The organism is Collimonas rhizosphaerae, assembly GCF_038896935.1.
Lineage (GTDB): Bacteria > Pseudomonadota > Gammaproteobacteria > Burkholderiales > Burkholderiaceae_D > Collimonas > Collimonas rhizosphaerae.
Genome location: NZ_JBANDC010000001.1, coordinates 337,693 through 361,376, shown reverse-complemented (window position 1 = coordinate 361,376; position 23,684 = coordinate 337,693). Strand labels below are relative to the sequence as shown.

General features: G+C 62.4%; 20 protein-coding genes. 8 read left to right on the top strand and 12 right to left on the bottom strand.

The window, feature by feature from the left end; translation table 11 throughout:
* Window positions 1-446: 446 nt before the first annotated feature.
* Window positions 447-890, bottom strand: coding sequence for a winged helix-turn-helix transcriptional regulator (locus V8G57_RS01660; RefSeq protein ID WP_144736146.1), 444 nt, complete (start codon window positions 888-890; stop codon window positions 447-449).
* 185 nt (window positions 891-1,075) lie between these two features.
* Here V8G57_RS01660 and V8G57_RS01655 point away from each other — a divergent pair, with 185 nt between their 5' ends.
* Complete coding sequence (locus V8G57_RS01655) at window positions 1,076-1,999, top strand: alpha/beta fold hydrolase (protein ID WP_342827923.1); 924 nt, start codon at window positions 1,076-1,078, stop codon at window positions 1,997-1,999.
* Window positions 2,000-2,141: 142 nt separating this feature from the next.
* Here V8G57_RS01655 and V8G57_RS01650 read toward each other — a convergent pair whose 3' ends face one another.
* The gene (locus V8G57_RS01650; protein ID WP_342827922.1) at window positions 2,142-2,528 is read right to left on the bottom strand and encodes a winged helix-turn-helix transcriptional regulator; all 387 of its coding nucleotides are present in this window, start codon (window positions 2,526-2,528) and stop codon (window positions 2,142-2,144) included.
* Window positions 2,529-2,715: 187 nt separating this feature from the next.
* On the opposite strand from V8G57_RS01650, the gene V8G57_RS01645 reads away from it, so the two are divergent.
* Window positions 2,716-3,291, top strand: a complete 576-nt coding sequence (locus tag V8G57_RS01645; protein ID WP_144736143.1) for an NAD(P)H-dependent oxidoreductase — start codon at window positions 2,716-2,718, stop codon at window positions 3,289-3,291.
* A gap of 68 nt (window positions 3,292-3,359) precedes the next feature.
* Complete coding sequence (locus V8G57_RS01640) at window positions 3,360-4,193, top strand: pirin family protein (protein ID WP_342827920.1); 834 nt, start codon at window positions 3,360-3,362, stop codon at window positions 4,191-4,193.
* Window positions 4,194-4,274: 81 nt separating this feature from the next.
* Here V8G57_RS01640 and V8G57_RS01635 read toward each other — a convergent pair whose 3' ends face one another.
* Entirely contained in the window at window positions 4,275-8,093 is a 3,819-nt protein-coding gene (locus V8G57_RS01635) for a M48 family metallopeptidase (protein ID WP_342827918.1), read from the bottom strand.
* A gap of 419 nt (window positions 8,094-8,512) precedes the next feature.
* Entirely contained in the window at window positions 8,513-9,760 is a 1,248-nt protein-coding gene (locus V8G57_RS01630) for a PQQ-dependent sugar dehydrogenase (protein ID WP_342827916.1), read from the bottom strand.
* Between V8G57_RS01630 and V8G57_RS01625 the strand changes: the two genes are divergently transcribed.
* A complete protein-coding gene (locus V8G57_RS01625) occupies window positions 9,751-9,903 on the top strand; it encodes a hypothetical protein (RefSeq protein ID WP_342827915.1) in 153 nt (50 codons plus the stop codon). The genes V8G57_RS01630 and V8G57_RS01625 overlap by 10 nt on opposite strands.
* A gap of 333 nt (window positions 9,904-10,236) precedes the next feature.
* Window positions 10,237-11,733, top strand: coding sequence for a chitin-binding protein (locus V8G57_RS01620; protein ID WP_342827914.1), 1,497 nt, complete (start codon window positions 10,237-10,239; stop codon window positions 11,731-11,733).
* Window positions 11,734-11,742: 9 nt separating this feature from the next.
* Here the strand turns inward: V8G57_RS01620 and V8G57_RS01615 are convergent, their stop codons facing one another.
* Complete coding sequence (locus V8G57_RS01615) at window positions 11,743-13,353, bottom strand: gamma-glutamyltransferase family protein (protein ID WP_342827913.1); 1,611 nt, start codon at window positions 13,351-13,353, stop codon at window positions 11,743-11,745.
* Between the two features lie 495 nt (window positions 13,354-13,848).
* Between V8G57_RS01615 and tkt the strand changes: the two genes are divergently transcribed.
* Window positions 13,849-15,924, top strand: a complete 2,076-nt coding sequence (gene tkt / locus V8G57_RS01610) for a transketolase (protein ID WP_342827912.1) — start codon at window positions 13,849-13,851, stop codon at window positions 15,922-15,924.
* Here tkt and V8G57_RS01605 read toward each other — a convergent pair.
* The 4 genes from V8G57_RS01605 to V8G57_RS01590 are packed head-to-tail and all read right to left on the bottom strand — an operon-like array spanning window position 15,910 to window position 20,267.
* A complete protein-coding gene (locus V8G57_RS01605; protein WP_342827910.1) occupies window positions 15,910-17,220 on the bottom strand; it encodes a glucoamylase family protein in 1,311 nt (436 codons plus the stop codon). The genes tkt and V8G57_RS01605 overlap by 15 nt on opposite strands.
* Window positions 17,217-18,884 (bottom strand): phosphoglucomutase (alpha-D-glucose-1,6-bisphosphate-dependent), encoded by a 1,668-nt coding sequence (pgm, locus tag V8G57_RS01600; protein ID WP_342827909.1) that lies wholly within the window; start codon window positions 18,882-18,884, stop codon window positions 17,217-17,219. The genes V8G57_RS01605 and pgm overlap by 4 nt, the downstream gene beginning before the upstream one ends.
* A 46-nt stretch (window positions 18,885-18,930) precedes the next feature.
* Window positions 18,931-19,965, bottom strand: a complete 1,035-nt coding sequence (gnd, locus tag V8G57_RS01595) for a phosphogluconate dehydrogenase (NAD(+)-dependent, decarboxylating) (protein WP_342827908.1) — start codon at window positions 19,963-19,965, stop codon at window positions 18,931-18,933.
* A 56-nt stretch (window positions 19,966-20,021) separates the two neighbouring features.
* Window positions 20,022-20,267, bottom strand: a complete 246-nt coding sequence (locus V8G57_RS01590; protein ID WP_092392078.1) for a hypothetical protein — start codon at window positions 20,265-20,267, stop codon at window positions 20,022-20,024.
* Between the two features lie 326 nt (window positions 20,268-20,593).
* Here V8G57_RS01590 and V8G57_RS01585 point away from each other — a divergent pair, with 326 nt between their 5' ends.
* Window positions 20,594-20,746 carry a DUF3309 domain-containing protein gene (locus tag V8G57_RS01585; protein WP_092392076.1) on the top strand — a complete coding sequence of 51 codons (153 nt, stop codon included), beginning with the start codon at window positions 20,594-20,596 and terminating at the stop codon, window positions 20,744-20,746.
* Window positions 20,747-20,842: 96 nt separating this feature from the next.
* Here V8G57_RS01585 and V8G57_RS01580 read toward each other — a convergent pair whose 3' ends face one another.
* Together V8G57_RS01580 and V8G57_RS01575 are read right to left on the bottom strand one after the other, a co-directional pair.
* A complete protein-coding gene (locus V8G57_RS01580; RefSeq protein WP_092392074.1) occupies window positions 20,843-21,145 on the bottom strand; it encodes an ElaB/YgaM/YqjD family protein in 303 nt (100 codons plus the stop codon).
* On the bottom strand, window positions 21,127-21,489 hold the full coding sequence (locus V8G57_RS01575) for a hypothetical protein (protein ID WP_342827907.1): 363 nt from the start codon (window positions 21,487-21,489) through the stop codon (window positions 21,127-21,129). Before V8G57_RS01575 ends, V8G57_RS01580 begins: the two co-directional genes overlap by 19 nt.
* A 107-nt stretch (window positions 21,490-21,596) precedes the next feature.
* Here V8G57_RS01575 and V8G57_RS01570 point away from each other — a divergent pair, with 107 nt between their 5' ends.
* Window positions 21,597-22,865: an NRAMP family divalent metal transporter gene (locus tag V8G57_RS01570; RefSeq protein WP_342827906.1), complete on the top strand. Its 1,269-nt coding sequence runs from the start codon at window positions 21,597-21,599 to the stop codon at window positions 22,863-22,865.
* A 98-nt stretch (window positions 22,866-22,963) separates the two neighbouring features.
* On the opposite strand, the gene V8G57_RS01565 is transcribed toward V8G57_RS01570, so the two are convergent.
* Complete coding sequence (locus V8G57_RS01565; RefSeq protein ID WP_092392070.1) at window positions 22,964-23,407, bottom strand: RcnB family protein; 444 nt, start codon at window positions 23,405-23,407, stop codon at window positions 22,964-22,966.
* Window positions 23,408-23,684: the final 277 nt, after the last annotated feature.

Sequence of the window (23,684 nt, the reverse complement as noted above, 5' to 3'; positions counted from 1 at the left end):
CGACAGCTGGCGCAAGCTCGGTGACAGCGAGGCGCCGGTGGCAATCAAATCGCAAGCTCGCTCTTGTCTTGTTATCGCTATCTACGCCCTGAGGTCATAGAGTCCGCTTATCCGGATCGACGCACTCCCGGCGCTCTTGATCAGTACGCCTTCAAACTTTCATCCCGGCTTAGAACTGAAGCGGCCAAATATCGGAAGCAGCGCCGCGGCTTAAAACAGATCCATGCGGACCTATGTGCGCTGGGCTTTGAGGGATCGCACGATCGCGCTGCTGCATTTGCGCGGCAATGGCGACCGGATCAACTGGATAGGGTCAACTTCGCAAGCAATGGAACCGGGCAAGACCCAATCAATCTCCATATGACGCAGAAGTCGTCATTAGGAATGGGTCAGTATTCGATACAAAATGAGGGTCAGGATTCAGCGCAATCCAACAACTCTCTCGTTCAGGAGATTTTCACCACCGTATCCTCCGGTCCCAATAGCCGCCCATCATGCGACCGCAGCTCCAGCCTGCGGACCGGCTGCCCGCGCTTGACATCGACCAGGCTCACATGGGCTTCGCCAGGATCGAAGAAATAATCCTCCCCCCATTGCCGCAAGGCCACCAGCAGCGGAAAAAGTCCCCGCCCTTTCTCAGTCAGCACGTACTCCTGGTAAGCGCTGCCGTCGGACGCCGGCACGGTTTCCAGAATGCCGTGCTCCACCAGGTTACGCAGCCGGGCAGACAGGATGTTCTTTGCCAGGCCCAGGTTTTTCTGGAATTCGCCAAAGCGGCGCAAGCCGTCGAAAGCATCGCGGACGATGAGCAGCGACCACCAGTCGCCGATCGCATCCAGCGGCCTCGCGACCGGGCAGCTGGCCTCTTTGTGGCTGGTCCGCTTGACCATTGTGTATCCCTCTCGGTAGGCAGTAACGCATAAACATGCGCGAATTTTATGGTTGCATAATAAAACCATGTCTGATATAAATCAAATGGTTTCAATATGAAACCAATGCCTGCGGAGATTCCAATGGTCTCATTTGAAACAGCTTGTTGAACTCCTCTCGCCAACGACTTTGAAAGAAATTCCCCATGACCCGTCCCGACGACACTTTCAACGGCAGCTTCCCGTTCGCACCACACTTCACCGATGCACCCGGTTTCCAGATGCACTATGTCGACGAGGGCCCGCGCGAAGCTGACGTGGTGCTCTGCCTTCACGGCGAACCGACCTGGGGTTACCTGTTCCGCCACCTGGTTCCAGTGCTGAGCGGCGCCCACCGCGTGATCGTCCCCGACCACATGGGTTTCGGCAAGAGCGCGACGCCGCAGCACCGCAGCTACTGGCTGCAGGATCACATCGACAACCTGGAACGTCTGGTCCTCGCGCTCGACTTGCGCAATATCACCCTCGTAATGCACGATTTCGGCGGCCCGGTCGGCATGGGCCTGGCTGCCAGGCATCCAGGCCGCATCCTGCGCGTGGTCTCGGCCAATGGCCCGGTCCCGTTCGGCCAGGCCGATCTTTTCGAGCGGCTGACCGCGAACGCCGGCGCCTCGCCCTGGTTCCAGTGGATCGCGAAAGCCGGACAGGACGGCAGCCTGGAACCGGTATTGGGCCAGCTCGGCTTCAACATCTTGAGCACGCTGAAGCTGAACGGCTTCGAGAACCACGCGCTGATCACCGACACCTGGCTCTCCGCCTACGGATCACGCTTCGCCAATCCGGCCGACTGCCTCGGCGTGATCGGCTGGGCCAAAGGTTTCGCCACCGGCATGCACCGCTTCGAAACGCCAGGCGCAGCTGCCGGCCTTGCCATCCGCGCCAAACCGGCGCTCGCCATCTGGGGAACCGCGGACCGCACGCTCCAAGCGGAGCATTTCCTCCCGTTATTCAGCGAACTGTTTCCGGCGGCCCCAATCCATCGGCTGACTGGCGTCGGCCATTACTGCCTGGAGGATGCGCCGGACGAGATTGCCGCACTAATCCTGCAGTTCCTCCGGCAAACCGGCTGATTCCCTGGCATAGGCTGGCATAGGCTGGCCGGGCTGGTTCACTGCGGCGCTGGCGGCCGCAGTCCTTGTTTGCGCTTTTGCGTTTGTACGGGCATATATATGCGAGCATGGGCCTGCGGCAGGCGGCCCGGCCAGCCTCAAGCTATTCCTGCAAATCGGCCTTTTCATCAAACCCGGCACGCGCCTTGGTGATGTGCCCCACATGGCTTCGCGCCCACACGCCAAGCGGCTCGACCGCGCTCCATAGGGAACGTCCGAGATCGGTCAGCTCGTAGTCGACGCGCGGCGGGATCGTCGGGAACTGCGTCCGCGTCACCAGTCCGTCCCGTTCCAGTCCGCGCAGCGTAAGCGTGAGCATCCTTTGCGAAATGCCGCCCACGGCACGCTTGATTTCATTGAAACGTTTTGGCCCGTCGCCGAGCAGGACGATGATCAGCACGCTCCATTTATCGCCGACGCGCGCCAGTACGGAACTGATGGCGCGGCAATCTTCGCTCTTGTGATCGGGTAGTTTGACAGTCACTTGCATGTGCTCCGGTATCAGTCATGTGCCTTCTTGTGAAGCGTATCACCAGTACCTACAATAGTCCAGGTAACAGTTTTATACCAAGTCTAGCTTCTTTACCAAGCATGAGGCAATGGACTAGGAACGGCCCGCGCCAGCGCCTGAAGGTGCAGGCAGGCTGTCTTTCCCAACTATCAGCAAGGAGCATCACATGACTATCATTTCCGTCATCATCGGCAGCACCCGCGAAGGCCGCTTTTCCGAAAAACCTGCACACTGGATTGCAGACCACCTCAGGCAGCGCGACGGCGTCGAAGCACGGCTGCTGGACCTGCGCGACTTCCCGATGCCTTTCTTCGACCAGCCGGCGCCGCCGGCCATGCCGGGCCGCGCGCCGTATCCGGACGCAGTGGTCCAGAAATGGACCGCCGCCATCGCGCAGTCCGACGGTTTCGTGTTCGTCACGCCTGAATACAACTACGGCACTTCAGCCGTGCTCAAGAACGCCATCGACTGGGTTTATCCGGAGTGGAACCGCAAAGCGGCGGCATTCGTAAGCTACGGCGGCACCGCCGGCATACGCAGCGTCCAGCAGTTGCGCGAGACCGCGGTTGAATTGCAGCTGGCCCCGGTCCGCACTTCGGTGCACATCCCTGCCGCAGTCCTTTGGGCGCATTTCCAGGGCGGCGATGTCGACGCCGGACTGGCCGGACTGGCGGAACCCGCCGGCAAAATGATCGACGACCTGCTGTGGTGGACCGCCGCCCTGAAGACTGCGCGCGGCTGATCGCGAGAACGCGCGCGGCAACGCTGCTGCGCCCGCCAGCACATAACCCACAATTGCGAGGATAGAAAATGTCTCTCTCTGCTACTTACCCCGAAACCGCACCTGTCGCTGTGCGCCAGATTGCAAAACGTACCCGGGGACGGGCGCACGGCCCCATCACACGCCTGGTCAGCCCGTCCGACCTGGGCCAGCTCATCAAGCCGTTCGTGTTCCTCGACCTGTTCGACTACGAAGGCCCGCCTTTCAAGCTCGGCTTGCATCCCCATTCCGGCATCGCTACCCTGACTTACATCGCGGAAGGCGCAGTCAGCTATATAGACCCGGACGGCTCCAGCGGCGTGCTGGCCGCCGGCGGCGTCGAATGGATGCAGGCCGGGCGCGGCATGTGGCACGGCGGCGGGCTCGACGAGCCGGGCCGGACGCGCGGCTTCCAGCTGTGGATAGCGCTGCCGCCGGAGCTGGAACTGGGGCCCACCATAAGCATCTACCAGGCAGCCGCAGACGTGCCGGCGCATGGCCCTGCGCGCGTGCTGCTCGGCAGCCATGGCGCCGCATCGAGCGCGATTCCCGCGCCGTCGCCGATCAACTACCTGGCGATGCGCCTGAAAGCCGGCGAACGCTGGCGCTACCAGCCGCCGGCCGGCCACACGGTCCTGTGGACCGCTGTCGCAGCGGGCGCCGTAGCGGTTCCCGACGAACTGCGGCATGGCGATTTCGCAGCATTCGAAACGTCGGATCAAGCGGTGGACTTCGAGGCCCTGACCGATACCGAATTCGTCGTCGGCTCGGCGGCGCCGCACCGGCACGATCTTGTTCTCGGCTACTACTCGGTGCATACGACGCCAGCCGCGCTAAACAACGGCGAGGCGTATATAGAGGAAATCCGCGCCAGGCAGGGTTAAAAGCCAGGCGGCCGTAGCGGGAGCGGGAGCCGGCAAGTTCATTTTGCCGACTCCGGCAAATCTTCGGCTAGCGTATTGCCTTCATCCGAAATAAGGACGCTCGGAGGCAAACAGCATGCAGCGCGCTCCCAGCTTCCAGTCAGCGGGGGCGCGCTCTCCGAGGACCGTGACGCCCATGGCATAAGCCGTCGCGCGCAGTTCCATCGGCAAGCCGTCCAGCTGCCCTTGGGCTTGTGCGACATTGGCGTCGCGCAGCGCATCCGCAAAACGCAGCATGCGCTCCTCAAGGCCGGCATTCTTGCGGCTCTGCTCCAGGCGGCTGAGTGCGCCGTGATATTGGCTGACATCTTTCCCTGCGCGGATTGCCAGCGCCATCGCCGAGAATATGCTGGCCTCATCGGTATCAGTATCAAGCAGAGGCAAGGCAAGCGCCTGCGCCACCAACGCTCGAGGCGCGCCGCTGCTGGCGGCAGCAAGACGCAGCACGCGTGCTTCATGTTCGCTGCCCTTGGCTTTCGATACCGCGCTTTCCATGTGCCCAAGCGCCAGTTCGTGATACGCAGCCATCACATTGCCGCTGATGCCCTCGCCGGTTTCCAGCGCCAGCATGGTGCGCACGCTCGTCGAACTGCGCGCCAGGTCGGCTATATCGGCCCGCGGATTGCCCGATTGCATGCGCCTCAGGCGTGCAATATCAACGCTGATGACGTCTCTCAGCGCCGGCTCGTTTTTTGCCGCCAGCATCTTTGCTTTGCTGGCGTCCGCCCAGTTGCCTTTCTCCTCGGCGGTATAGCCCACTGCGTAGGCGAACCAGCCATGGCCGGGCCAGCGCCGATGGCCTTCGTCGAATCCAGCGTTCTTGGCGTCGGAATCCGGCATGCACCGCAGGGCGATGTAACGCAGGTCCGGGTTGTCAGGCGCAGCGGCGGAGAGCGAGGCCTGCTGCGCGCAGAAGCTTGCACGCGCGGCCGGTGCGATACTGTCCTGCAGCGTGCGCAAGGCAACGATATCGTGAGGATCATCCGCCATGCGCTGCCGCAAGATGCCGTCAAAACCAGGCTGCTCTGCTGCAAGGCTCAGCCAATGCATGAGATAGGGATCGTGAGGACTGCTCCAGCGCGCGCGGGTTGCGATTGTTTTTGGAATATCTGCGCGCGGCACCCAGCTCAGGGTTTGCGCCGGCGCCATGTCGCCGGCGCCGCTCAGCACGGTGCGCATGCCGCCGCCCGTGCTCTTGATCGAACTCGGCGGCTCTTCGAACAATACGTCTGCCGTCGAATGTCCCCAGCGCGTGACCCCTATGCTCTCTGGCGGCGGCGCTTGAAAGGCGCCGTACGCCGCAGTCCACTGGATCAGCGGGCTGGCCGCCGCAATATTGTAGAACGTGCCAGCCTGGCCATCGTTAATATCGCCCTCGAAACTCTCGACCAGGCGGCCCTGCTCATCGTGTGCTTCAACATGGTAGCTGCGGGCATGGGAAGCCTCTATCTTGCTCGATGCAAAAGCAGGAACGCTGACAGAGTGGCCGCCGATGCTGACTCGCACGGAACGCCCGAGCCCGTTGTAGATCGCAATGTCGGGCAAGGTCAGCGATGAGCCCGTCAGCAGCACGGCGCCGATGATCCCGCCGGCAACGGCAAAGCGCGCCAGCCCATGCCCCCACCCCTGCGCCGATTGAAAACGCTGCCACCATCCGGCCTTGATTGTCCGCGCCCGTTCATTGCCGGGAATCAGCGTGGCGCAATCCTTGGGCGCCTGGGCAGGCGCCGGCGCTTCCTCAGGCTCGGCATTTGTCCGCGCCCATCCGGCAACCGCCGCTTCGCTCTGCAGCAGCCTCTCCAGCGTGCACGAGGACAAGGCAACCAACGCCCCCAGCGTCTGGTTCAGCCAGCCGTCTACAACCCGCAGCCAGTCATTGATATTCTCCCGATGCGGCGGCCTCAGCCCAAGTTCGCCAAGCGCGCCTGCAAACGATTCTGCGCCAAGGCGCGGCGCGAACGAGGCGTCGAACACGACGGCAGCCGCATCTTCATATACTCGCGCGACGAGCTGGTACAGTTCGCTCGCCACCCGCACGATGCGGTCGGCGCCATCGTTGCCCACCTGGCGCACGCCGCCTGAAGTCTCGACCGAGATGACTTGCCGCAATGCCGCCTGGGCGTCGCGCAGGCAGGCATCGGTGTGGTCGGCGTAGTGCAGCAAGGTGATCAATCCTGTGAGGTACTCCTCCCAGCCGTGCCCGAGTTTGCGGGCTGCGGCAAGGTGCAGGGTGCGGCACAGGCGGTCATGGGCGCAGATCTTGTCCCGCGCCTGGGTCGCTTCCCGCCGCGATTCTTCTATGGCTTGCGGCAGCTCGCTGCGGCGCAGTTGCCGTCCGCGATAACGAATCACACCGTCGGCCGGCACGAACGCCTTGCTTTGCAAAGATTCCAGCAGCAGCACTTCCTTTTCAAGGTTGCGCAACTGCTCCAGGTCTTGCCCCAGCGATTCAGGATAGAGCGATTGCAGCTCGCTCGCATCTGCCTCACGCTGCAAATCGAACAGGTCGCTCGCGTGCCTGGCTTCGCGCGTGACCGAACGTCCAAGATAGACGCCACGGTAAGCGCGGTTGAAATATTCGCGGGAATACTGCTCGCCCAACCTGGCCAGGGATGCCTCGATCGGCGCGGGCTCATCCTCTTGCGCACCTGCCATACGCGCCGAGGCTTGTTCGCGCAAGGATTGCGCATCCTCGAAGATGGTCCACGCGCTGCGGTCGTCGGACGCGGCAGGCACGTAATTGCGCTTGGCGTTTTCTTCCCGCTCGTAGTTCAGCGGATGGGTCGCCCACATGCTTGGAGGCAGCGCGAAGTCGGCCTTGAACACACGATGCGCCGGCGCGTTATCGGCCGGCAGCGGTGGATATTTTCCATAAAACGGATCGTCCAGCACTCGGGCGAACTGTTCGATGATGTTCGACTGGATCGCAAACACATCCTTGACGACGCGCTTGCCGGCCGCCTCGGAATGCGCGAACCGGACGGCCCGGTCCCAGGCGTCGTCGGCCGCTCCCAGGCGATGCAGGGCATGTATCAGGGTGTCGCTGCCGGTCAGTGAAACGGCCACCAGGTCGGCTTGCATTTCCATTTCACGCGCGAGCGCGCGCTGCGCCAGGACCACGCCGCGAAATCCGACGTCGATCACCGAGCGGATCGACCACACGATCACTCCCAGCACCCAGCCGATCCACGCAATGCGGAAATCGACGCGCGACAAACCTGCCAGGAAACTGTCGAGGGCGTCGCGCCTGGCAACGATGTGCGCGGCGATCTGCTGCGCCGTGTATACCCATCGCCCCACCGCCATCGAGCGCTGGGCAAAGTGGCCGAATTCGTGGGCGCATACCGCCTTGAGTTCGCCCAGCGACAGCACATTCACCAGCGCCAGCCCGATTTCGAGGTTTTTCTTCGAGGGAAAAATCAGGTTAAGGATAGACAGATCGTAGAAGACGGCGGCATTCACGCGCGCCGACAAGAACACCCGGTGCGGGCGCGGCGCGCCTGCTTCGTCGGCAAGCCGGTAGAGGAATTCGAACAGGCGAGGCTGCTGCTCAGGCGTGACTTCGGGATCGTCAGTCTTGACGATCTGCCTGGTAAAGAAAAGCGCCTTGAGCATGAAGATGGCGAGGAACGCAGCGCATGCCCCGGCGACGAAACTCCAGAACGCATTCCTGCCATTCGTCACCGCATTTCCGATAAGCCGGTAGGCGGTAAGCCCGAACCAGCCGGCGAGGAAAAAATACAGCGCAATGAACAACGCAAGGCAGCCGACCGCTAGCCATGCCCGATTCTTGTATGCCTTGGTTGGTTTGGCAAGATCGCCCGGTACGCTCGCCGGACCTGCCGGATATATGTTTTCCATCCGCTCCCCTTGTTTTGCGGACGTAGCGCTCTGATAGCGGCGCCTGTCAGTCCACCCTGTCGATAAGATTCACGAAGACCGAACAAGTGATTAAAAAACGGCCGGCTCGCTCGTTGAAATATTATCATGACTTTGCACTGTGGCAACATCATTTTCAGGGCGATTCCAAGGTCGCGGCTCCGGCAAATCAGGGGGACCGGATCGCCATGTCAAACGCCTGTCATATTGTTCCGTTAAGCTCTGTTCCAGGCTCACATGCGGCTGTATCGATATGTGAGTAGATTCGTCAATAGCTTTGTCACCATGCAGATAGCATGGGATGGCTAGAATCTCCTCACATATCGGTAACCCAGCGCGGTAAACCCGGCGCGATAAAGCCGGCGGCCTCAGCCGGATCAAATTCACGCCGCCTGCGCAAACTAGCGTGTATCGGCAGCCAGCCGCACCAGCGTGCCGTTCCTGTCTTCCGTAATCACCACGCTGCCGTCATCCAGCGTCGCCAGTCCCACCGGCGCGCCCATCGGATGTTTACCGGCCAGGAAATTCCAGCCCGACACCAGCTCCTTCGGCTCACCCACCGACTTATATGATGAATCCAGAGCCAGGCTGACCAGCCTGTGGCCGGCGGCGCGATAGCCGTGATAGCCGATGACCAGGCGGCCGGCCAGCGCCGGCATGGTCTTGCCGCTGTAGACCAGCATGCCGAGCGGCGCCGCATGCGGCGGCAACAGGCGGCTGGGGGCGGTCTTCTTGCTGCAGTCGAACTTCGGATATTCGGGGCTGGCCCTGAGCTGGTCGAAGCAATACGGCCAACCGTAATCGGCGCCTGCGGCCAGCCAGCTCAAGGTGTCGTGCGGCAGTTCGGCGTCAGGCAAGCTGGCATCGGCGACGGTGATGTTGTCGCGCGAATTGGTGGCGGCGATCAGCGTGCCGTCCGGGCTGAGCGCCAGCGCCATGCTGTTGCGCAAGCCGCGCGCATGGACCGGTATGGTGCGGGCGTCGAGCGCCGCCCCGGTCGCCGGCAGCCTGGCGTGCAGCACGCTGGCGCGCGGCGGCGTCTCGCCTATCTCGGGACAAGGGAAAGCCGCCTTGCCGGGCTGGTCTGGCTTGATCTCGCAATTGTCGGTAGCCGAGCCGACATTGATGTACAGCGAACCGTCGGCGCCCAGCACCATCGCTGTCAGCGGATGGCGGCCGGTGCCAGGCAGGTTGGTCACGACATCTTGCATGCTGGCGGCAATATCCTTGGCCGCGGGATCGATGCGCACGATGCGGCCGAGCATGCTGACCAGCAGCCGTTTGTCCGGCGTCGCGATGATCGCGTTGGGCATGTTGAGCTTGCTCAGCAACACTTCCGGCTTGCCGCCCTGCTTCAGGTTCAGGCGCAGCAGGCGGCCGCGGTTGCTGGCCCAGCCGCCCATGTCCAGCACATAGATATCCTGGCCGATGGCAGCCACGCCGCGCACGAAACCAAGGTGTTCGGCAACCAGCCCCATGCACATGCCCTTGGCGACCTTGAGGTCGAGGCGCGGGAGACCGGCGCAGTCGCCCGAGGCCTGGTAAGTGCTTTGTGCGGAAGTGCTCCCGCTTGCGGTCCCGCTAACGGTCCCGCACACAAGCATGAACACCGCGCAAGACACCTTGCGCAGGAAAGGTAATGGTCGCATGGCTGTGGCTTTCAGTAATTGATCACGTCACGGATAAATATCCGCGATATTGCCACATTCCGGCGTCGATCATTGCTTTGCCTGCCCACGGCCGGGCCGGCAAAAAAGATGAAAGAACCGTCATGCCGGCTAAGACCACATGATGCCGTCAGCGCAAGTGGTATGTCCCCGTCTGTACTGCGCCCGGGCCGGACAGGCCGCGAATGCCGCCGTTTAGCTCCGGCCCATTTTTCCCGAATATTGTTTCCTCGTGGAAATATATGGATGCAAGGAGATTTTGCCAGCGATGTGAAACCAAAGCGCTTGCCCGGCTGGAATCGCACAGATCTTGAAGTGGTATGGTGCCGCAACGAGAATTTTTAAACCACTTGACGCTCATTTTTCGCAGCCGCATCCTCAGCCACAGCTTAGGGAGTGCGCGGACGCTGAACTTTGGCTCGCTCCTCTTGCATCATCCATTGATCGAGGAGAGAGACATGAGAACAACGCTATCCAACACCTTGCTGCTGAGCCTGGCCGGCGCCATGCTGGCCGCCTGCAGCGACGGCGGTTCGCCCGGCGTTGCCAGCGCAAGCCTGCAACAGGTTTCAGCCAAGGCCAGCGCCCCGGCCTGCGCCGTCGCGTGGGTCGCCAGCGCCATCTACACCGGCGGCAACAGCGCCAGCTACAGCAACGTCAATTACACCGCCAACTGGTGGACACAGGGGAATAACCCGTCCACCGACAGCGGCCCGGCCGGCAGCGGAAAACCCTGGACTTCGGCCGGCGCCTGCGGCGACTCGGTGCCGCCGGTGACGCCGCCGCCTGTCACGCCGCCTCCTCCAGGCGCCACCACCGGAACCATCAATTTCCACCTGCTGCTGGGCGCCGGCTCGGCGCAGGACCAGCTGCTGCTGGACGGCGGCAACTACAATGACCTGATCATGTCGAACATCATCGCCGGCGTCATGTATGGCCATCTGCTGAAGCAATATTATCCCGGCATGCAGTTCCAGAAAGACTACCTGTACGGCTCGATCCTGGGCCAGCTGCTGCAGGAAAACATAGCGACCGGCCTGTACGTCAGCAGCGGCAACCTGATCGATCCGTCCCCCGACCAGCAAGCCGTGATGGGCACCGGCCAAGGCGGTCCGTACCAGATCAACAATTACGCTGCCGACATGGTGTCCGGTTCCTACGCGCCCGCCGGCCATTCGCTGATCAACTACGTCGCGCTCCAGAAAAACATCGGTTACACCATGGCCAACGCGGCCCAGCAGTACAGCAAGCCGACGCCGCCGTCGTTCAACAACAAGTACTACGGGCCGATGCTGACCGCGTATTTCCACTACAACGATTTTGTCGCCCTGATCGTTACCGGCAAAGGCACCGGCGGCTGGACCACGCCATGGCAGCCGGATTACGACAATGCGCTGGCCAATTTCACCAAGCTGCCGGACAATTTCCTGGACGTGCTGCTGAACGTCGCCTACAACCAAGGTTTCTACGGCACGCTGATGACCAGCTACAGCAAGCTGGCGGCAACCGCCACGGCGGCGACGGTGGCCAGCGTCAACGCCTACAGTTCGGTATGGGGCGTGACCGACACCTACAAGCAGTATCCGTATCAGGTGCGCTATTACCTGGACCAGCTGTATGACAACCCGATCCCGACCACCAGCGCCACCGCCTTCGCGACGCCGGCCAACCACGTCGCCTTCGCCATCCCGGCGCTGGGAACCGTGTTCTCCAATGTGTTCCAGACCCTGGCGTATGTGAACAGCGCCGGCCAGTCGGCCTATATTTCGGCGGCGCAGGCGCAGGCTGCGTTCAACAGCGCGCTGGCCACGGCCGGAGTCGCTGCCGGCGCGACGCTGGACTTGAGCAACGCCGCCAACCGCGCGCAAATCTTCACCGTCCTGGAAGGGGCCATCGGCAACCTGGAAACCAGCCTGAACACCAAGTTCAACGCCACCACCAACGTCCAGCTGTAACCCCGAGGTTCACCAGGCCGCCACGCAACCATCGGTGCGCGGCTCGGTGCCGCCGCACAGGACGCCGTGGCGGTCGCGCCAGATGATCTGGCCGCGGCCGAAACCGAGCTGGTTGGCCGACCACGATGCTTCGTGCCCGAGGCCGCGCAAGCCGCGGAACAGGTGTTCGGGATTGGTATGCTCGATGCTGACGTTGTTGCCGCTCTCCCATTCCCAGCGCGGAGCGTCCAGCGAGGATTGTGGATTTAGCGCGAAATCCACCGTATTCATGACCATCTGCACATGTCCCTGCGGCTGCATGAACGCGCCCATCACGCCGAACGGGCCGACCGCCCGGCCGTCTTTGCTCAGGAATCCGGGAATGATGGTGTGGTAAGGCCGCTTGCCCGGCGCCAGGCAATTCGGATGGGCGGCGTCGAGCGTGAAATTGTTGCCGCGGTTATGCAGGGCGATGCCGGTCCCCGGCACCACCAGCCCGGAACCGAAACCCATGTAATTGCTCTGGATGAAGGACACCATGTTGCCTTCATCGTCGGCGGTGCTCAGGTACACCGTGCCGCCGCGCGCCGGCTGGCCCGCCTGCGGCAGCACCGCGCGCGCCCCTATCAGCTTGCGCCGCTCGTCGGCATAAGCATCCGACAGCAAATCCTCGACCGCCACCCGCATGTAGCCGCTGTCGGCGATGTGCGCCAGGCCGTCGGCATAGGCCAGCTTGATGGCTTCGATCTGGCGGTGATAGGTCAGCAAGGTATCGCGTTCGCTGAAATCAAAACCTTTCAGGATATTCAAGGCCAGCAAAGCCACCAGGCCGTGGCCGTTGGGCGGGATTTCCCAGACCTGGTAGCCGCGGTAGCTGCTGCTGATCGGCGTCACCCATTGCGGCCGGTACGCCGCCAGGTCGGCGCTGTCGAGGTAGCCGCCGGCGGCTTGCACGCAGGCGGCGGTCCGTTCCGCCAGGGCGCCGCGATAGAAACTGGCGCCGTTGTCGGCGGCAATCGCGCGCAGCGTACCGGCATGGTCCGGCGCACGCCATGTTTCGCCGGCATGCGGCGCGCGGCCATCGATGCTGAAGGTATCGAACCAGGATTGGAAATGGCCATCCTTCAGCTCTTCCCGGAATAATTTGTAAGCCTGTTGCCAGGCGAACGCCACCATCGGCGATACCGGATAACCGTCTTGCGCCAGCGCGATGGCGCCCGCCATGGAATGCTGCAGCGACAGCTTGCCGAAACGCTCGGCCATGCTGGCCCATGCGCCCGGCGCGCCGGGCACGGTGACCGGCAAGCCGCCGTATTTCGGCATGCTCCGGTGGCCGGCGGCGTGCAGCTTGGCTAGCGTAGCCGCCTGCGGCGCCGCGCCGCTAGCGTTCAGGCCGTGCAGCTGGCCCTGGTGCCAGATCAGCGCAAAGGCGTCGCCGCCGATGCCGTTGGCGGTCGGCTCGACCACGGTCAGCGCTGCGGCGGCAGCGACTGCCGCATCGATCGCGTTGCCGCCGGCCTGCAGCACCGCCAGCCCGGCCTGCGCCGCCAGCGGCTGCGAGGTGGCGACCATGCCGCGCCTGGCGTAGACCGCGCTGCGGCGGGAAGCGTAAGGATAATGATTGGGATCGAAGGCGAACATGGATTCTCTCTTGTCGATAAAAACGGCAGTCCGGGCACAGATCGTGAACATACCATGCCACTGGCTTGGGCCGCTGGCTGTACACCGGTAACACAGGAAAACGATAACGCAACCTGGCCCGTGCTCTTGGCAAGAAATATAATTTTCCTATGTTAGTCAGCGAACAGATAAATGCCCAACTCCTGGTTACAGTAGTTCCATCTTCCCTGCCCGGCCTCCGAAGCCTGGCGGTTTAAGCTTAGCGATAAGTATGCTGCGCGCTTTGAAGAGGGAACTGCCTGACAAACAGTTTCACTGGAGGACGTGGGTGTAAATATCGGACTACCGGGGCTGGCGGTCGGGAAACATACCAGCACCACCCTGCCCAATTCCTCTGCTATTGTCAGTTACATTAAACCGGTGAAGAACGCCGCAAAGGGTGTTACCTTTCTTTATGCGCGCGCAGTATTCCTTTGCACCATTCCCTTGCAACATTCCCCCTGAAGGAGTTGCCGAATGAGCTCAACGCTTCCCGCTTCCGCACTCGACGATTTATGCATCAACACCTTGCGCTTCCTGTCGGTAGACGCCGTACAGCAAGCCAACAGCGGCCATCCAGGATTGCCGCTGGGCGCAGCGCCGATGGCCTATGTCTTGTGGACGCAGTTCCTCAAGCACCACCCCGCCCACCCGCACTGGTTCGACCGCGACCGTTTCATCCTGTCGGCAGGCCATGGCTCGGCCTTGCTGTACAGCTTGCTGCATCTCAGCGGCTACGACCTGCCGCTGGAGCAAGTCAAGCAGTTCCGCCAATGGGGAAGCCGTACGCCAGGCCATCCTGAGCGCGGCCTGACGCCGGGCGTCGAGGTTACCACCGGCCCGCTGGGACAGGGTTTTGCCAACGGCGTCGGCATGGCGATGGCGGAAGCCAACCTGGCCGCACGCTATAACCGCGGCGACCTCGACATCGTCAATCATTTCACCTACGGCATCGTGAGCGACGGCGACCTGATGGAAGGGATTGCCTCGGAAGCCGCTTCGCTGGCCGGCCACCTGCAGCTGGGCAAACTGATTTACCTGTACGACGACAACCGGGTGACGCTGTCCGCCGGCACCGACATTACCTTCAGCGAAGATCGCGCACAGCGCTTCGATGCCTATGGCTGGCATACGCAAACGGTGGAGGACGGCAATAACCTGGCGGCCATAGCGCGGGCGCTGGACGCCGCCCGCGGCGAAACCGGCAGGCCCTCGCTGATACTGGTGCGCACCCATCTCGGCTACGGTTCGCCCAACAAGCAAGACAGCTTCGAAGCCCACGGCTCGCCGCTCGGCGTGGAAGAACTGCGCCTGACCAAACAGAAGCTGGGCTGGCCTGAACAGCCTTCTTTCTATATTCCCGAAGCGGCCGCCGCGCACTTTCTTGAAGGCGGCCGCTCAGGGCAGGAAACCGAAGCAGCCTGGGACCAGAAATTGTCCGCCTACCGGCAACAGTTCCCGCAGCTTGCGCTGGAACTGCAGCAGCTCATGCAGGGCGGCCAGGCTGGCCTGCCGCCAGGCTGGGACGCCGGCATCCCAACGTTTCCGGCAGACGCCAAAGGCATGGCGACGCGGGCCGCGTCAGGCAAGGTCATGAATGCCATCGCCGCGCATCTGCCAGCGCTGATCGGCGGCTCGGCAGACCTTGATCCGTCGACTTACACCGCCTTGAAAGGACTGGGAGATTTCGAGCCCGGCGACATCATTGCCGGCGACCGCCAGGGCTCCGACGGCGGCGGCTGGAGTTACAGCGGCCGCAACCTGCACTTCGGCGTGCGCGAACATGCCATGGGCGCGATCATCAACGGCATGGCGGCGCATGGCGGCACACTGCCGTTCGGCGCCACCTTCCTGGTGTTTTCCGACTACATGCGGCCTTCGATCCGCCTTGCCGCCCTGATGGGCCTGCAGGTGGTGTATGTCTTTACCCATGACAGCATCGCCCTGGGCGAAGACGGCGCCACCCACCAGCCGGTGGAACAGCTGGCCGGCTTGCGCGCGCTGCCCAACCTGGTGGTGCTGCGTCCTGCCGACGCCAACGAAACGGCAGCGGCCTGGCGGGTAGCGGTGCAGTCGCATCAACGGCCGGTGGCGCTGGTGCTGACACGGCAGAATCTCCCTACCCTGGATCGCACACGATTTGCCGGGGCGGAAGAACTGCAGCGCGGCGCCTACATCCTGGCCGACGCTGCCGGCGGCAAGCCCGACCTGATCCTGATCGCCAGCGGCTCGGAAGTAGCGCTGATCGTGGCAGCGGCCCAGCATATGGCGGCGCAGGACATCCAGGTGCGGATCGTTTCGATGCCGAGCTGGGAGCTGTTCGATGAACAGCCCCAGGCATACCGCGACACGGTGCTGCCGCCCGCGGTCGGCGCCAGGCTGGCGGTGGAAGCCGGCGTGGCGCAGGGCTGGCATCGTTATGTCGGCGCGCGCGGCGACGTGCTCGCCGTGGACCGCTTCGGCGCCTCGGCGGCGGGTGAACTGGTGATGCACGAATACGGCTTTACCGTAGCCAGCGTCTGCCAGCGGGCGCTGGCCTTACTGCGCAGCTAACCAGCCGCCGCTGAATCCGGCGCGCCGCAAACCGTTCACGATATAGGGGTTATTGCGCATCAGGCGCCACAGCATGTCGCTGCGGTAGTTCTCTATCATCAGGATGATCGGCCCTTGGTCGATGCCGAAATGCCAGGGCGATATCCAGCCGTAGGGATTGGCGCAATTACACGGATAGCTGGGATTGAAGGTGGCCTTGAAGCCGTATGGATTGCCGGTTTTCAGGCCGACCTGGTGCACGAAATAATCGATGGTCGGCAACACGATTTCCGGCGCAAACGGCAGCGAAGCCACCACCACCCACGGGGCAATCGTGCCGTCGTCCGGACCGTGCGGCACGCCGCGCGCCACATAGTCATAGAACTCGCGCTTGGCGCCGTTGACCTCGAGTATCGCTGGTCCGGGGCCGTCGCTGGCGGTGATGCCCCAGCAAAATTCGCCATAACCGGCAAATCCGCCCGGATTGGCGATCGCATATTGCTGCTGCACCAGGGTAGCGCGGCGGCTGTTCTCGAAATAATCGATGCCTTTTGCCTGCATGGCGCCGTCCTGGATGCCGCGGAAGTCGACCCAGATATGCGACAGCTGGTGGGTGAACAATGAGCCGGCGTAGAAATAATCGATGCCGTAGCTATGCTGCCACCGGTAAGCGGAAGCCCAGTCGCAATAGCTGTCGGCGGGCAGCGGATGCGACGGCGAACCAAGCCCGAGGATATACAGCAGCAGCGCTTCGTCATAACCGTCCCAGCGATTCGGCAAGAAACCCGATTCCGGCTTCCAGCCCATCGACACCGCGCCGCCGCCGGCTAGCGCCCATTGCCAGTCGACGCGCAAATACAGTGCATCGGCCAGGCGCCGGATCTCGCCTTCATCGGCATTCGCCGCGTCGTCAAAATAGCCGCCCGCAGCCAGCGCCCCGGCCAGGAAAAAAGTGGTGTCGATGGTGGACAGTTCGCATTGCCAGGCCCGGCGGCCGGTTTGCATATGCAGGAAGTGATAATAAAAACCCTTGTAGCCGGTCGCATCCGGTTCCGGCCCTTGCGGGCTGTCCCAAAAGAAGCGCAAGGTCTGCAGCACCCGCTTGCGCGCTGCCGCCCGGCCGATGAAACCGCGCTCCACCGCTACCGGATAAGCCGCCAGCGCCAGGCCGACGGCGGCAATGCTGGCGGGCCAGCCGGGCGCTGTCTTGTCGACCACCAACCCGTTTTCAGGGTTGGTTTCATGCATGAAATAACTGAATGATTCGCGCTGCAGCAGGTCCAGTTCGGCCGTCTCTGTCAGCGTTTTGCGTATCATGTCACTGCCGTCGGCGATGCTTGCGGGCTGCCTGCCAGGGTCGCATCGACGATCGCCTGCGCCTCTTGCACGATGCGCTGCAGGTGGTCTTCGCCGTGGAAACTCTCGGCGTAGATCTTGTAGATATCTTCCGTGCCGGACGGCCGCGCGGCGAACCAGCCGCCTTCGGTGACCACCTTCAGTCCGCCTATCGAAGCCTGGTTGCCCGGCGCCTTGCTGAGGATGTGCTGGATTTTCTCGCCGGCCAGTTCATCGCACTGCACTTGTTGCGGCGACAAGGCCGACAGCATCTTTTTCTGCGCCGGCGTGGCCTTGGCTTCGACCCGGGTGCTGACCGGATCGCCCAGCTCGGCGGCCAGCTTGCGGTAGATCTCGCCCGGATCCCTGCCGATGCGCGCCGTGATCTCCGCCGCCAGCAGGGCCGGCGCCAGGCCGTCCTTGTCCGTGGTCCAGGCCGAACCATCCAGGCGCAGGAAAGAGGCGCCCGCACTCTCTTCGCCGCCGAAGCCGAGCGAGCCGTCATTCAAGCCGGCGGCGAACCATTTGAAGCCGGCCGGCACTTCATACAGCTCGCGGCCCAGCCTGGCGCAGACGCGGTCTATGAGCTGGCTGCTGACGATGGTCTTGCCGACCCGCGGCGCCGTGGACCATAGCGGACGATGCTGGAACAGGTAGTCGATGGCGACCGCAAGATAGTGGTTGGCCGGCAGCAGGCCGGCGCTTTTGGTGACGATGCCGTGGCGGTCATGGTCGGTATCGCAAGCGCAGGCAATGTCGTAACGATCCTTCATTCCCAGCAGCCGCTGCATCGCGTAAGACGACGACGGATCCATGCGGATGCGGCCGTCCCAGTCCACGGTCATGAAACGGAAAGTCGGATCGACTTCGTCGCTGACCACGCTCAGGTTCAGCTTGTAGCGCTCGCCGATCCGTTGCCAGTAATGGACCCCGGCCCCGCCCAGCGGATCGGCGCCGAGATGGATGCCGGCGCTGCGGATCGCAGCCATGTCGATCACCTGGTCGAGCTCGTTGACATAGGTATTGAGGTAGTCGTAGCGATGGGTGGTGGGCAACTGCAGCGCTTTTGCCACCGGCATTCTTTTGACGCCGCCGCTTTTCAGGAATTCATTGGCGGCCGCCTCGATCCAGCCGGTGACGTCGGTATCGGCCGCGCCGCCGTTGGGCGGGTTGTACTTGAAGCCGCCGTCTTGCGGCGGGTTGTGCGAGGGCGTGACCACGACGCCGTCGGCAAAGCCGCTGCTGCGGCCCTTGTTATAGCGCAGGATGGCGTGCGACACCGCCGGCGTCGGCGTGTATTCGTCGTTCTCCGCCAACATCACCTCAACACCGTTGGCGGCCAGCACCTCCAGCGCGCTGGCGCCGGCCGGGACCGACAATGCATGGGTATCGATGCCGAGGAACAGCGGGCCGGTGATGCCTTGCTTGCTGCGGTAGGCGCAAATGGCCTGGGTGATGGCCAGCACATGGGCTTCGTTGAAGCTGTTGTCGAACGAAGAACCGCGATGGCCCGAGGTGCCGAACGCTACGCGCTGCTCGGGCACCGTCGGATCGGGAACATTCGTGTAGTAGGCGGTGACCAGTTTCGGTACATCCACCAGCAGCGATAACGGGGCCGGCTTGCCGGCCAGGGGACTTATTTTCATCTTGAATTTCCTGGGCAATAGTAAGTAATCTTGTGCATTGCCGCCATCAATCCTCCCGCTGCTGTTGCTGGGCAGGTTTTTCCAGGTGCCCGCCGAATCCCTGGCGCATCGCCGACAATACCTTGTCGGCGAAATCGCCTTCGCCGCGCGAACTGAAACGCGTGAACAGCGCGGCGCTCAGGATCGGCACAGGCACCGCTTCATCGACAGCGGCATTGATCGTCCAGCGTCCTTCGCCGGAATCGGAGACGCGGCCGGCGTAGTTATCCAGTCCAGGATCCTGCTGCAGCGCGCCGGCGGTAAGGTCGAGCAGCCATGAGCCGATCACGCTGCCGCGCCGCCACAGTTCGGTGATCTCGGGCAGGTCCAGTTCGTACTGGTAGTGCTCCGGATTGCGCAGCGGCGTGGTTTCCGCATCCGCTTCGTGATTGCGCTTGCCGACATTGGCGTTGCGCAGGATGTTCAAGCCCTCGGCGTAAGCGCCCATGATGCCGTATTCGATACCGTTGTGCACCATCTTGACGAAGTGCCCGGCCCCTTGCGGACCGCAATGCAGGTAGCCTTGCTCGGCGCTGCTGCCGGATTGCTTGCGGCCGGGTGTCGGGCTGGCGGCGCCGGCGCCGGGCGCCAGCGTGGCGAAGATCGGCGACAGGTGCTGCACCGCTTCCTTGTCGCCGCCTATCATCAGGCAATAACCGCGATCGTAGCCAGCCACGCCGCCGCTGGTGCCGACATCGACGTAATGGATGCCGCGCGCCTTGAGTTCGGCGCCGCGCCGGATATCGTCATGGTAATAAGAATTGCCGCCATCGATCACGATATCGCCGGCCTCCAGCAAAGGCGCCAGCAAGGCCAGGTTTTCATCGACCACGGCGGCCGGCAGCATCAGCCACACCACGCGCGGCTTGCTCAGCTTGCCGACCAGGTCTTGCAGCGAAGAGGCGCCGGTGGCGCCCGGATGCAGGAGCGCCTGCACCGCATCCTGGTGCAGGTCATACACCACGCAATGATGGTCGCCCTTGGTCAGGCGCCTTACCATGTTGGCGCCCATGCGCCCCAAGCCAATCATCCCTAGCTGCATCGTGCCTCTCCTCGCTGAATAATCTGTATCGCTGAATTTTTCACATCAACCTGTTTTCAAGTTTCTTTTTTCCTGCCTTTTTCTATCATCGAAATGGCGAACACACGGGCTTCTGCCTCGGCTTCCTGCTCGGTATGGAATACCGTATCGACCGCCACTCGCTGCGACGGGAAGATATCGTTTCTATGCATGGGATTGCAGGACGGACCATAGATCGCCAGGCTGGCGCCCCAGTCTTCGCTGTCGGGCAGCTGGATTCCGGAATATTCGATTTCATATTCACCAATTGTTTCGGTAGGCATTGCAATCTCCGGACGGTATATAAACGGCTCAAACGGCTGAACAGGCAACCGGGCCGGCATCTGCGGATTTTGTATTTTGGCACAATAAACGCGGCGCTTTCGATCAGACCGCATTTTGACCGACGCAGCTACTGTCAACGTCTACAGCACACCTTGGCGGCCGGCAGTCAAGCAATCGTTTTTGTACGCCAGCGCACAGACCTTGTGATCTTTCCGGATTATCTTGGTTCCACTCCTGGCGGGAAATAATTCCGGCGCCAAGTTCCTGTTGCAAGCCGCACGCTCTTGCTTGCCAACCAGTCTGCCAACTTCTTTAGGAGCCAAGCATGAGCACCATCTTACTCGTCATCCTGATCCTCATTGTCATCGGCGCTTTGCCCAGCTGGCCGCACAGCCGCAGCTGGGGCTACGGTCCGAGCGGCATCACCGGCCTGATCGTGGTCATCCTGATCGTCATGCTGTTGACCGGACGCCTTTGAAATAACCTGCTGCAATAAACAAGGCGTGGCGCAATATGCGCCACGCCGTCGTCCCGCGGCAGCGAGACAGCGATCCTGTTTTACGGCGCTGCCGGACTATCTCTTGGTCAGGATCACGCCGACCAGAAATCCCACTCCGGCGGCTGTGGTCAATGCCCCCCAAGGATTATCCTTGACGTAGCTCTCGGCAGAATCCGCCATTTCCCGGCCGGCGACGCGGGCGCTGGCTTGCGCTTCCTGCGCGGTGACCACGGCCTTGTCGAGCAGACGCATGCCGCGATTGCGCATTTCATCCGCTTTGTCGCCGGTCAAGTCAGCCGCTGCCAGGAACAAGGCTTGCGCATCCTTGATCAGTTTTTTCACGTCATCGTTGACGGCCTTCAAATTTGATTCAAGCAAGATAATCTCCTCAAAGTAGCAGTAGTGAAACGTTTTCGGCGCGCCAGCGCCCTGTCCTCGTGACGCGCCCAGCCTTCAAGCCAGCAGGTCGCGCATGTCGTCGGCGTGCTCATCTGGCGGCACGCCGCCCGTTCGCCAACCAGGTTGGCCTTGATCATGGCCCTGAAACCATCCGTGGCGTCGTATTCCGCATGGCTGCGCCGCACCAGCGTGTCCGGATTGAAGTCAGGCTTGCCGATGCGTCCAATGCATGTATCCAATGTATGGCGCCGGACAGAAAAAATCGGTGCGCTGACACACATAGCGCCAGCTTTAGCTTTGATGAAAGAAGTATTTTTTTGCAAGTTCGCCAACACCTTGCCATGGTCTGTGCGCCAGCGCACAGACCATGGCCGGGATTGGACACTAGGCTGTCAGGAAACTGGTTTGCTGACATGGAGACGGTTCTTCAATGACAAATCCGGACGCAAAAAAAACATGGCTGAGCGAACTCGGGCCAGGACTGATCACCGGTGCCGCGGATGACGATCCCAGCGGCATCGCCACTTATTCGCAAGCGGGCGCGCAGTTCGGCCTGAACCTGCTGTGGACACTGTGCCTGACCTATCCGCTGATGGTCGGCATCCAGGTCATCAGCGCCAAGATCGGCCGAGTCAGCGGCCACGGCCTGGCTACCAACATCCGCCGCCATTATCCGCGCTGGCTGCTGTACGGCATCGTCGGCCTGCTGCTGGTCGCCAACACCATCAATATCGCGGCGGACGTCGCCGCCATGGGGGAAGCCCTGAAACTGCTGGCCGGCGGCCCGGCCCACCTGTATGCATTGGGATTCGGCATGCTGTCGCTGCTGCTGCAGATTTTCATTCCCTACGACCGTTATGTACGTATCTTGAAATGGCTGACGCTGGCCTTGCTCGCTTACGTCGGCACGGCATTCGTGGTGCATACGCCCTGGGCTGGCGCCGCCGCCAGAACCGTCTGGCCCCAGCTGTCCTGGAAGCCGGCCTATATCACCACGATCGTCGCGGTATTCGGCACCACCATCAGCCCTTACCTGTTCTTCTGGCAGGCGTCGCAGGAAGTCGAGGAACAGAAGGCGCAGCCCGGAGCCCGGCCGCTGCGAGACGCGCCGGACCAGGCCCGCGCCAATTTCCGGAGGATCACGGTCGACACCACGATCGGCATGGGCTTTTCCAATATCGTCGCCTACTTCATCATGCTGACCACGGCGGTGACGCTTGGGCTGCACGGCGTTACCGATATCCAGACCTCGGCGCAAGCGGCGTCGGCCTTGCGCCCGATCGCCGGCGAATTCGCCTTCTGGCTGTTCAGCGCCGGCATCATCGGCACCGGCATGCTGGCGGTGCCGGTGCTGGCAGGCTCAGCCGCTTACGCCATGGCGGGCGCTTTCCACTGGAAGAACGGATTGGAGATGAAACCTTTGCTGGCCAAGAAATTCTACGGCATCATCGCCGTCTCGACCGCTATCGGGGTGGTGCTCTGCTTTACTCCCATAGATCCGATCAAGGCCCTGTACTGGAGCGCCGTGATCAACGGCGTCATTTCGGTGCCCATCATGGCTGTCATGATGCTGATGGCGGCCCATCCCAGAATCATGGGGCAGTTCGTGATCGGCGCCAGGCTGAAGATATTGGGCTGGGCCTGCACCGGGGTCATGGCGCTCGCCGTATTGACGATGTTCTGGACCTTGGGGAATTAAACCAGAGGCGCCACAATAAACAAAGCCCTCCCGTTCATCCGTACGGGAGGGCTTTGTCGTTTTGCATCACGGGATGGGGAGCAGCAAACGCAGTCCGGTCAGTTGTTCAGCAGGAGCTGCAAGATGATGCCGGTGGAAATCGCCACCAATACATAGTCACCGCCGGTCTGCACCCAATGGTAGCCGCGCGGCGGCGCATTCAGGTGATGGCCGCGCCAGTCATCGACCACATACTGGCGGTTGCGGTATTCGGGCGGCAGTCGCTGGCCCCGGTAGAACTCGTGGTTAGGGCCGGCGCCTCGCTCGCCCTGGCGCTCACCCTGCTGCCGGTCGCCATGCCAGTCGCCGCGCTGATCGCGGTTTTGCTGGCCGCGGCCCCTATCGTCGCGATGATCCTGCTGCCGCCCCTGGCCGTCGCGGCGATCGCCTTGGTCGTTGCGTTGCGGGCGGTCATTGCGGTCGCCGTAATTCTGGGCGGAAGCAAATCCTCCCGTAGCCAGGGATACCGCCATGATGGCGGATGCAATTGCTTTCATTTTCATCTCAGTCTCCATTTACGGGAAGCACCATATTCGTCGCGTGCACTTGGTCGCGGGTCTTGCGGTTATGCAGCCAGGACCTGTCTGGACGATAAGCCGATCCGGCCGGCGAATCTGTGCGCCAGCACACGTAACCGGCAAATAGCTGGCGGCCGGCGCACAATGGCCAAGGCGCTCCCGATTTGCATTATGTGCGGCAGCGCACCGAATTTATCCGCCGCTTCACGTAGCCTGATCCGGTCCCGCAGCCTCATCCGCGGCGGCCAGGCCAGTAGCAGAT